Raw genomic sequence first — 9,847 nt, 5'->3', positions numbered from 1 at the left:
ACCTGCTTATTCGCACCTTCCCTATCATTGACGCGCATTTATGCATGCAACCTTGATCTGGTCACTTATTATACAGATTCGATTTTCGCTACACTCTGGGTAGAGGTAAACAACCAGGAGGTAGTGAATATGTATCGCTCAATTCTGGTGCCCATTGATATCTCTGAAACCGATTTAACCCGCCATGTTGTTCCACAGGTCCTGGCGCATGCCAAAACCGCTAAGGTCCACTTTTTAGCCGTTATTCCTACCGTTCCGTTCTATGCCTCGCTGGGGCTGGCTTACTCAACAGAATTCCCGGACAGAAGCGGTCTGCAGGCCAAGGCCAGCGAAAAACTCGAAGAGATTATTAAGCAGTTCAATATTCCTGCAGGCAGGAGTCAGACTCACGTCGTTTACGGCCCGCCGAAGGATCAGATCCTCAAACTGGCGGAAGCGGTAGACGCTGAGCTTATTGTTATTGCCTCACATAAGCCTGGTTTTAGCACTTATCTGCTGGGTTCAACGGCGGCTGCCGTAGTACGCCATGCAAAATGTCCCGTGCTGGTTGTGCGGTGATAGGGTCAAAATGGGGGCGAATTTGCACTAACGTTTATAAGTTAAGCATTCTTGAGCACATGTGATTCTTGCTCAGGGTTCCGTTCACCTCAGTGGTAAACGTAGCAATATACCGGAGGCAACAGATTCATTGCCTCCGGATGTCCCACTCTCAGTTACTCATTACGCCCTTTCATTTTCGTTAAAATGGCAAGCATTAGAGCGAATGTATTCCCGTTTTTCTGTGGCTTAGGCCATCACTCAGTTCTGAATATCCAGCCTGACCAGTGCCAGCAACAGCTGACTCAGCGCGCCATAGAAACCAAAGTCATCATAGCGGCGGCATTTGGCGGTGAATTCCGGTAACCAGCGTAACAGCCCCGCCAGCGTTTCTCTGCGCAGCGCATCAATACGCTGGCGGCTAAGCCCGGACTCTCCCAGAGAAAAATGCAGATGACTCAGCAGTTCGATAAAAATTGCCAGATGATCGGCTGACTCGCTAAACGTTTCGCTTACCTGCATGCCAGCATCGGCTAACAATCGTTTAATGACCCCGTAATTCGGCCCTCCTTCAAGATGGGCCGACGCATAGGGTAACGCCGCGTGTTTTTCCGTCATCAGAAAAAGGCTACAAAAATCAGCCGCCAGTTCGAGGGTTGCGTCCTCACGCACCTGAAGCGCAGCAATTTTCTCCTCCAGCTGAAGGACTTCCGCTTCAAGCGACGGTTCACCTTTTAGCACCGCGAACCACTCAGCCATTTCGCTGGACTGCAAAAGTGCCAGGCTGTCATCGTCACGTTCCCGGGAAAACAACTGCGCCAGCCAGGCGTAAACGCAGGTCATCTGTTCTGTTGTCAGGGAAGAGTGTTTTATCATGACGATACCTTCTCCGCCGGAACATATTCGCACTGCGCCACCATTTTTATCGGGCCGCTGAACGCCGTCACGTTATCCACCTTGCCGGTATATTTCTCAATTTCCACCAGCGTGGTATGAGCGCTGGTCGCCTGTGCCAGTTGAGACGTGCCGATATCGATTGTTAATACGTTCGGATTGCCGTATTTACACAGCGCCCCAGTTTCTCCGCCGTTATCAGGGTCGTACCAGGCACCTTCATGAATACGCGCCACGCCTGGCGAGTAGAGATCGGAGACAACCGCCCCGGCCAGTACTTGTCCACGTGCGTTAAAGACACGGACAATATCACCGTTGCGAATCCCCCTGACGCTGGCATCCTGAGGGTTGATAAACACCGGCTCTTTACCGCTTACCGCATAATGCTTACGCAGCGCTTCAGATTCACAAAGCTGCGAGTGCAGACGGAAATCAGGGTGAACAGATTGCAGATGCAGTGGCCAACGCTGCGACCCGGGTCCACCATGTGAGCGTTCGATTTTCTCAAACCACATCGGATGCCCCTGGCAGTCGTCATACTGCATACCGGCAATGGTTTTCGAGAAAATTTCGATCAATCCGCTCGGCGTGCCCAGCGGCTCAAGATCGGGGTCGTCGCGGAATGCCTGATGACGTACAAACATCTGCGGATGTTCGAATTCAACGTACTCTTGCTGATTCCAGAAAACGTCAAAAGCGGGGAGATGAACGCCGCGCCCTTTCCCCTGCTGGCTTCCTTCCTGCCAGATCCGTTTCAGCCAACCCATCTCATCCAGCCCTTCGGTAAAGGCTTCTTCACGATTAAAGCGGCGGCAGAGATCGCGGAAAATATCGAAATCATTACGTGCTTCAAATTGCGGCTGCACCAACTGTTTCATGGCGATAATGCCGCGGTTGGAGTGGTTGCCATACTGGTCAAGATCGTTACGCTCAAACTGGGTCGTCGCGGGCAATACGATGTCAGCGAATCGACAGGTCGAGGTCCACTGATTATCGATGGCGATAACGGTTTCCAGCTTACGCCAGCCCTCAATAATACGATTGATCTGCTGGTGACGATGGAAAGGGTTGGTCCCAGCAAAAACGCACATCTTCAACGGCGGCAACTTAACGGTTTTGCCGTTCCAGTTAATTTGTTTACCCGGCTCAAGAATCGCATCGATAAAACGCGCGATCGGGATGGTGCTGCTGTACCCCTTATAATCAGTGCTGTCATGCACAGGAGGTACGGTGGTGGAGCCAGAAAAACCGCTCAGGATAATCCCTTTGCGGCTTGGCGTGCCCGCGCCGTTGTAGTGCCAGCCAAAGCCGAAGCCACCGCCGGGTAAGCCGATTTGTCCAAGCATTGAGGCCAGCACCACGATCATCCACGCCCACTGTTCCCCGTGCTGCATACGCTGGACGCACCAGCCGGCAATAATCTGCGTTCTTCCGCCCGCCATTTGCCGCGCCAGTTCACGAATCGTATCGGCATCAATCCCGCATATTTTTTGCGCCCACTGGGCATCTTTAGGCTGTCCGTCACTTTCCCCCAGCAGATATGGCAGAAACTGCTCAAACCCAACGCAGTAGTTATCGAGAAAATGCTTATCGTAGAGCTTCTCGGTATAAAGTGTGTGCGCCAGCGCCAGCTGTAGCGGCACATCGGCCTGCGGATTCACAGCGACGTGTTTAACCTTGTCGCGGCCCAGGTAGTCGTGCGTCGAGGTGATGACCGGATCAACGCTGATAACCGAGATCTCGCCGCGCGCCACTTTTTCTTTCAGTTGTTCGTAGTATTCATAAACATCATGATCCGGGCACCACCAGTTCGCCTGCTGGTTTTTAATCAGGTCGGAACCCCACAGCACAATCGTTTTGCTGTTTTTCAGCACCAGCGGCCATGAGGTCTGCTGTTCATATACCTCCATTGACCCGACCACGCGCGGCAGAATCAACTGGGCTGCACCAGTGGAATAGTCGCCCCCGGTACTTACGCTGTTGCCGTGCAGCGCAATGGCGCGCGCCAGCATCCCCGAGGCGTTATGGAACATGCCGGTTGATTGCCAACCGCTGGCCGTCAGCAGCGCGCTCGGGCCATAGGTCTTCTGAATTCGCTCCAGCTCCTGATAGAAGAAGTCCAGCGCTTCATCCCACGAAACGCGCACAAAGCGGTTATCTCCACGCTGCGTGGTATCGCTCTGATGGCGTTTACGCAACCAGTCGACGCGGACCATTGGATAGCGAATACGCGCCCCACCATGCACGTGATCCGGCAGTCCGGCGATCATTTTTGACGGGTACTTGTCACGCTCAAACGGTTTGGCTTCAATAAAACGCCCATCAACCACGGTGGCGCGGATTGCCCCCCAGTGAGATCCGGTCAGGATCCCCTCTTTGACGCCAGTTCCCTGCACCTCTGCGGCGTTGGCGCTGCGCGGTGTGAGCAGCGAAGGTCCTAACATACCAGCGACGGTCAAGCCGCCCAACTGCAGTAGAAAACGACGGCGAGATGCCTGAAAGAGATCGTTATTTTTCATTGCTTTCTCCCTTATCGCCATGCGGCTTGTCCGTGGTGTCAGAGGCATTCATCTGCAGATATTTCAGTAAGGTACGTTCTTCACGTTTATCCAGACTGGTAAATCCAATCATGCCGTTCAACGTGCCAATCCAGCCGTTGGCGTCAAAGTGTTCTTTCTCAGGTGCGCCGTGGCACTGGTTACAGGTTCCGTTATAGAGCGAGTCGGCATAAGCCCAGATTGGCTTAATGTCGTTAACCATATCGCCCTTCTGCATCCAGGCGGTGGCCTGCAGCTTGCTCCACTGCGTATTCGTTTCCGCGACGGTCGTTTGCTCCAGGGTTTTCACGTGCTGCTGAATGTCGCCACGAATGGAGGCCACAAAAATGCGTTTACCCGGCAATTGCGCCAGCACGCGCTGACGCCCGTTACTCTCTGTCCAGCCCACAATCTCAATTTGCAGCCAGTCGCCGTCACGCTTTAACACTTTTACTTCAGAAGCAGGCAGCAGTGAGCCCGCAGGTTCTTTATCCCCTTTGGCGGCATAAATAGGTTTGATGTCCAGGGAATAGAGCGTATCGCCATCGTCGTTTGCGTTGGCGCGTAACTGGTCAAACTGCTTGCGGAAACCGCTGCTCATATCGGGAAGCTGATGCGCAATACCTTTATGGCAGTCAATACAGGATTGATTGTCCTTGGCCGCAATCTTCATCTGACGCGCAGCTTCAGGGTGCTGTTTCGCGTGATCCATCGCATCATAGTTATGACAGGAACGACAGGTCGCGGAGTTGTTCTCTTTCATTCGCGCCCATTCGCGCTCCGCCAGCTCGGCACGTTTGGCTTCGAATTTCTCAGGAGTATCAATAGAGTGGGCAACAAAGGTCTGGTAAATATCGTTGCTGGCCTCCAGCTTACGTTTCACCATGCCAGGGATATCGGATGGAATGTGGCAATCATGACACTCTGCGCGCACCCCGGAGGCATTCTGAAAATGCGCAGACTGTTTATATTCTTCATAAACCGGCTGCATGCTGTGGCAGCTCACGCAAAATTCGGTTGAACTGGTTAATTTAATGCCAACGTGCGGTAAGACGATCAGCGCGATACCGACCACCATCCCGATGACGACCAGCGCCAACACTGACCAACGTGCGCTCGGTCTGAGCAGCGCCCTCCATAGTTTCCGCATAATAGCCCCTGTAAATATATTGTTTAGTTACAGAGGATCTTATTTCGCAAATGTGAACGGCAACACTGGTCAGGATGAATGGCTTGCGGCACAATGTGAACAGATATGAACAGAAAGAGACAACAACCAGGATGTCGCATCACATTGTCATTGTTGAGGATGAACCCGTTACCCAGGCACGATTACAGGCTTATTTTGAACAGGAAGGTTATCACGTCTCGGTCACAGCCAGCGGAGCCGGCCTGCGTGAAATCATGTCACAACACTCTGTCGATCTTATTCTGTTAGATATCAATCTCCCGGATGAAAATGGCTTAATGCTGACCCGCGCCCTGCGTGAACGCTCAACGGTGGGGATCATCCTGGTAACGGGTCGTAGTGACCAAATTGACCGTATCGTTGGCCTGGAAATGGGGGCTGATGATTATGTCACCAAGCCGCTGGAGCTACGTGAACTGGTGGTGAGAGTGAAAAATTTACTCTGGCGTATCGACCTTGCCCGCGAGGCGCGACCGGAGGCCAAAGACAACTGCTATCAGTTTGCCGGGTATTGTTTGAACGTCTCCCGTCATACTCTGGAACTGGGCGACGAGGCAATCAAACTCACCCGCGCCGAGTATGAAATGCTGGTCGCGTTTGTCACCAATCCGGGGGAAATTCTCAGTCGCGAACGTTTACTGCGCATGCTTTCGGCACGACGGGTAGACAATCCGGACTTACGCACCGTGGACGTACTGATCCGCCGTTTACGCCACAAGCTGCGGGCTGATTTACTGGTGACACAGCACGGGGAAGGCTATTTTTTAGCGGCCGACGTGTACTGATACAGATAAACAGGACGGAATCCGCCGGGTGACAACGAGCACTTTACATGCTGGCTGTCGGCATTTTTCGGGGTGAGCACCAGGATCGGGGGACTGATATTTTCCGGCACCGGTTGTCCTTGTAATACTCTGATAGCCTGCTGAATCGCCAGTTCACCTTGCCAGACCATTTGATCGCTGGCAGCCATAATGATTCTTTCGCGTTTAAGCCCGCGATACACCTGATGCGACAGATAAAAAGAGACGACAGTTAACGGCGCGCCCTGATTGCGCTTCTCCCCCATCGCCGCTTCAGCAGCAATTGCCGTACCGGCCACCACGTCGACATCCGGGTGACGCTCAAGCATCTCCTGCAGCAGGTTACGCTGTATTTCAATATCATTATCGCCCAACGCCACATCCACGATGCGCACCTGACTGCCAGCAATCGCCTGACGGAATCCGGCCACCATCTCACGACTGCCCCCGGCGTCATCAGGTCCTGGCAATAATAAGACCTTTAGCGGTTTGCCCGCGCTCCACTTAACCAAATAGCGGCCAGGCTGATAACCCATCTGGAACCACGGAACCCCAACCCGGGCTTTTACCGTTGCGTCATGGATAACATTCACCACCTCGATAACCGGCAGCGTGCCAACCTGCGCCTGCAAATCCGGAAAAGTCGTCGTGCTGCTGCCCAACAAAATGGCATCCGCGCCCCATTGCTGGCATTGAGCGATTTGTGATTTTTGCGTGTCGAACTGGCGATACCCTCCCGCCTCGAGCACCTTCAGGCTTACGCCGTATTTTTTCGCCGCCTCCAGCATGCCGTAATTCACGGAAAGCCAGTAGGAATCCTTCAGGCTGGGATACAGCGCGCACAGTTTCCAGACTTTGTTTGCAGTAACGTCCGTTAGCGGCTCCGGCACTGCCTGCTGAGTATCCTGCCAGCGCAGCAGTGCGGACCCGGTCGCGTGACCTAAGCCGGGAAAAAGTGTGATAAGCAGGAAAACCAATACGCGCATGATAGCCTCAACATTGATAAGGCTTTATCCTAGTTGCTTTCCTCTTTTGGACTCAACCTTTTTAATCTGTGGCGACCCGACAGTGAATTTATCTCTGACCAAACGACTGTGGATAGGCTTCGGGCTGATGGCGGCACTGACCCTCATTAGTACGCTGGTTGGCTGGTATAACCTGCGTTTTGTCAGCCAGGTTGAGCAGGCCAATACCCAGGCGCTGATCCCGACCATGGACATGGCGCGCCAGCTCAGCGAAGCCAGCGCCTGGGAACTGTTTTCCGCGCAGAATCTGACCACCGCAGATAATGAAAATATGTGGCTGGCTCAGGGGCGTATGTTAACCGCCCAAAGCCTGAAAATAACCGCTTTACTGAAAACCCTGCGCGAGCAGGGCTTTGACACGTCGGCCATTGAACAACAGGAAAAAGAGATCGCCCAGTCGTTAAGCCATCAGGGGGAGTTGGTTGGCGAACGTCTGAAACTGCGCGATCGGCAGCAACAGCTCAGCCAACATATTATTGAGGCTACCGCCGACGTTGCCGAAATGGCGCGCGGTCAGGCCAGTAATGCCGCCACCTCGGCGGGCGCTACGCAGGCAAGCATTTATGATTTGATTGAGAGCCATCAGGGACAGGCGGCAGAACACGCTCTCGACAGGCTTATCGATATCGATCTGGAATATTATAACCAGATGAATGAACTGCGCCTGAGCGCGCTACGCGTGCAGCAAATGGTGATGAATCTGGGGAATAACCAGGCGCAGAATAACCTTGCAGCGCTGGAAACCCAGCTTAATGCCGCCGTCAGAGTGCTTCACCGCCGACAAATACGCATTGAAGATCCGCTGGTACGCACTCAGGTTGCCGGCGCTGTAAATTCGATAAGCCGTTATGTCGATCTGCTGGCCCTGTATCGTCAGGATAATGACATCACCACCCGCTTACAGATCTTATCGCAGAACAATATCGAGCAATTTACCCGTTTCAGTAGCGAAGTCAGTCAGTTGGTAGAAATCATTGGCCAACGCAATCAGACCGGGCTGGCGCATCTCAAACAGGCCAGCCAGCGCGGGCAAACGCTGCTGCTGCTGTTAGGTGCGGTGTCATTGTGCTTGTTAATTCTCATTCTTTGGCGCGTAGTTTACCGCTCGGTCACGCGCCCGTTGGCGCAGCAAACCCAGGCGTTACAGCGTCTGCTTGAAGGTGATATTGACTCCCCATTTCCGGAAACCGCGGGCGTTCGCGAACTGGATACCATCGGGCGGTTAATGGACGCCTTTCGCGGCAGCGTTCACGCCCTTAATAGCCATCGCGAACATCTGGCCGCTCAGGTAAAAGCTCGCACCGCCGAACTGCGTTCTATGGTGTCTGAACACCGGCAGGCGCGGGCAGAAGCCGAAAAAGCCAACCAGGCAAAATCGGCGTTTCTTGCCGCCATGAGCCATGAAATACGCACCCCGCTGTATGGGATCCTCGGCACTGCGCAGTTGCTCTCAGACAATCCCGCTCTGGCGCAGCATCAGGAGAATCTGCGCGCAATCACCGACTCTGGCGAGTCTCTGCTGACCATCCTCAACGATATCCTGGACTATTCCGCCATCGAAGCGGGCGGAAAAAATGTGGCGATCGGCGATGAACCTTTTGAGCCCAGACCCTTGCTGGAAAGTACGCTTCAGCTCATGCATGGTCGCGTTGTGGGTCGCCCGGTCGTGCTGGTTACGGATTTTGCCGACGATGTCCCCGACTCCCTACGCGGCGATCCGCGCCGCATTCGGCAAATCATAACTAACCTATTAAACAACGCGCTGCGCTTTACCGATCGCGGACACATCACCCTGCGTAGCCGATGTAAAGATCAGGACTGGTATATTGAGGTTGAGGACACGGGATGCGGGATTGACCCTGTCCATCAGCGCGATATTTTTCAGCCGTTTGTTCAGGTTAGCGGTAAACGTGGGGGGACCGGGCTTGGACTCACTATCAGTGCCAGCCTTGCGCAGGCGATGCAGGGAGAACTGAGCGTCACCAGTACGCCGGGAGTCGGAAGCTGCTTTCGTCTGCGTCTACCATTACGGGCTGGCGCGATGCCGGTAGCTAAATCCGTTCCACGTGCCATATCGTTACAGGGTTTACGCTTACTGCTAATCGAGGATACCCCCCTCACGCAGCGCATCAGTACAGAAATGCTCACCCTCAATGGCGCCCAGGTCACCGCTGCCGACAGTGCGGCTGCGGCGCTCACCATACTGCAGCAAGACGCCCAGTATAATGCCGCGCTGGTTGATTTTGATCTTCCGGATATCGACGGCATCACGCTGGCGCAACAGTTAACCCACGAGTTTCCGACGTTAAAGCTAATAGGCTTTAGCGCACACGTCATCGACGAAACGCTAAGCCAAAGAACCAGCACCCTGTTTCTCGGCGTTATTCAAAAACCGGTTCCCCGGGATGAACTTAGTCGGCTCATTACCCATTATCTCCACGGTAACGCCCCTCTCCCGGTTGCATTAGAAAATGACAACCAACGGTTAGATACCCAGCAATTAGCCGGGGATATCCAGCTAATGGGATGGCAAAAGGTGCACGAATGGTTAGCGCTCTTTAAGCAACACACCCTTCCTGTATTAGATGAGATTGACGCAGCGCGCGCAGCATGTGAGTACGAGAAGATAAAACGTCTGGCACATCAGCTAAAAAGCAGCTGCGCCAGCATGGGGATGCGTTCTGCCAGCAGGATGTGCGCAGCGCTTGAACAGCAGCCGCTAGCTGATTTTTCACTCAGAGAGGAAGTACAACTAAGTCTTACAGAAGTGGAAATGTGGTTGGCAAAAGAAAATTTGTCGCGATTAGCCGAAGCTGAACATCAGAAGTGACGTTGAACGGGTCCGCTTGGAAAAAGGAAATT

Annotated in this window: 7 protein-coding genes; 3 read left to right on the top strand and 4 right to left on the bottom strand. The window is 53.6% G+C overall.

The annotated features are described in order from the left end of the window. Nucleotides 1-129: 129 nt before the first annotated feature. Entirely contained in the window at nt 130-558 is a 429-nt protein-coding gene (gene uspF / locus FDW95_RS12375) for a universal stress protein UspF (RefSeq protein ID WP_016152141.1), read from the top strand. A 240-nt stretch (nt 559-798) separates the two neighbouring features. On the opposite strand, the gene torD is transcribed toward uspF, so the two are convergent. Genes torD through torC form a run of 3 tightly spaced genes read right to left on the bottom strand, consistent with a single transcriptional unit; the run spans nt 799 to nt 5,118 of the window. Beyond that, nucleotides 799-1,413, bottom strand: coding sequence for a molecular chaperone TorD (torD, locus tag FDW95_RS12370; RefSeq protein ID WP_115259203.1), 615 nt, complete (start codon nt 1,411-1,413; stop codon nt 799-801). Beyond that, on the bottom strand, nt 1,410-3,950 hold the full coding sequence (torA, locus tag FDW95_RS12365) for a trimethylamine-N-oxide reductase TorA (RefSeq protein WP_115259204.1): 2,541 nt from the start codon (nt 3,948-3,950) through the stop codon (nt 1,410-1,412). The genes torD and torA overlap by 4 nt, the downstream gene beginning before the upstream one ends. After that, complete coding sequence (gene torC / locus FDW95_RS12360) at nt 3,940-5,118, bottom strand: pentaheme c-type cytochrome TorC (protein WP_016152138.1); 1,179 nt, start codon at nt 5,116-5,118, stop codon at nt 3,940-3,942. Before torC ends, torA begins: the two co-directional genes overlap by 11 nt. 131 nt (nt 5,119-5,249) lie before the next feature. On the opposite strand from torC, the gene torR reads away from it, so the two are divergent. Next, nucleotides 5,250-5,942, top strand: a complete 693-nt coding sequence (gene torR / locus FDW95_RS12355; protein ID WP_016152137.1) for a two-component system response regulator TorR — start codon at nt 5,250-5,252, stop codon at nt 5,940-5,942. Here the strand turns inward: torR and torT are convergent. Continuing rightward, on the bottom strand, nt 5,915-6,946 hold the full coding sequence (gene torT, locus FDW95_RS12350; RefSeq protein ID WP_115259205.1) for a TMAO reductase system periplasmic protein TorT: 1,032 nt from the start codon (nt 6,944-6,946) through the stop codon (nt 5,915-5,917). The genes torR and torT overlap by 28 nt on opposite strands. 82 nt (nt 6,947-7,028) lie before the next feature. On the opposite strand from torT, the gene torS reads away from it, so the two are divergent. Continuing rightward, nucleotides 7,029-9,815 (top strand): TMAO reductase system sensor histidine kinase/response regulator TorS, encoded by a 2,787-nt coding sequence (gene torS / locus FDW95_RS12345; protein ID WP_115259206.1) that lies wholly within the window; start codon nt 7,029-7,031, stop codon nt 9,813-9,815. The last annotated feature ends 32 nt before the right edge of the window (nt 9,816-9,847 follow it).

The sequence above is a fragment of the Citrobacter sp. wls718 genome (genome assembly GCF_005280945.1).
Taxonomy (GTDB): Bacteria; Pseudomonadota; Gammaproteobacteria; order Enterobacterales; family Enterobacteriaceae; genus Citrobacter; species Citrobacter gillenii.
The sequence above is the reverse complement of the archived record's forward strand: the minus strand, read 5'-3'. Positions and strand labels throughout refer to the sequence as shown.

Coding starts and splice junctions, on each gene's coding strand:
- torA (WP_115259204.1), bottom strand. CDS start 3,950: ATGAAAAATAACGATCTCTTTCAGGCATCTCGCCGTCGTTTTCTACTG.
- torD (WP_115259203.1), bottom strand. CDS start 1,413: ATGATAAAACACTCTTCCCTGACAACAGAACAGATGACCTGCGTTTAC.
- uspF (WP_016152141.1), top strand. CDS start 130: ATGTATCGCTCAATTCTGGTGCCCATTGATATCTCTGAAACCGATTTA.
- torC (WP_016152138.1), bottom strand. CDS start 5,118: ATGCGGAAACTATGGAGGGCGCTGCTCAGACCGAGCGCACGTTGGTCA.
- torT (WP_115259205.1), bottom strand. CDS start 6,946: ATGCGCGTATTGGTTTTCCTGCTTATCACACTTTTTCCCGGCTTAGGT.
- torR (WP_016152137.1), top strand. CDS start 5,250: ATGTCGCATCACATTGTCATTGTTGAGGATGAACCCGTTACCCAGGCA.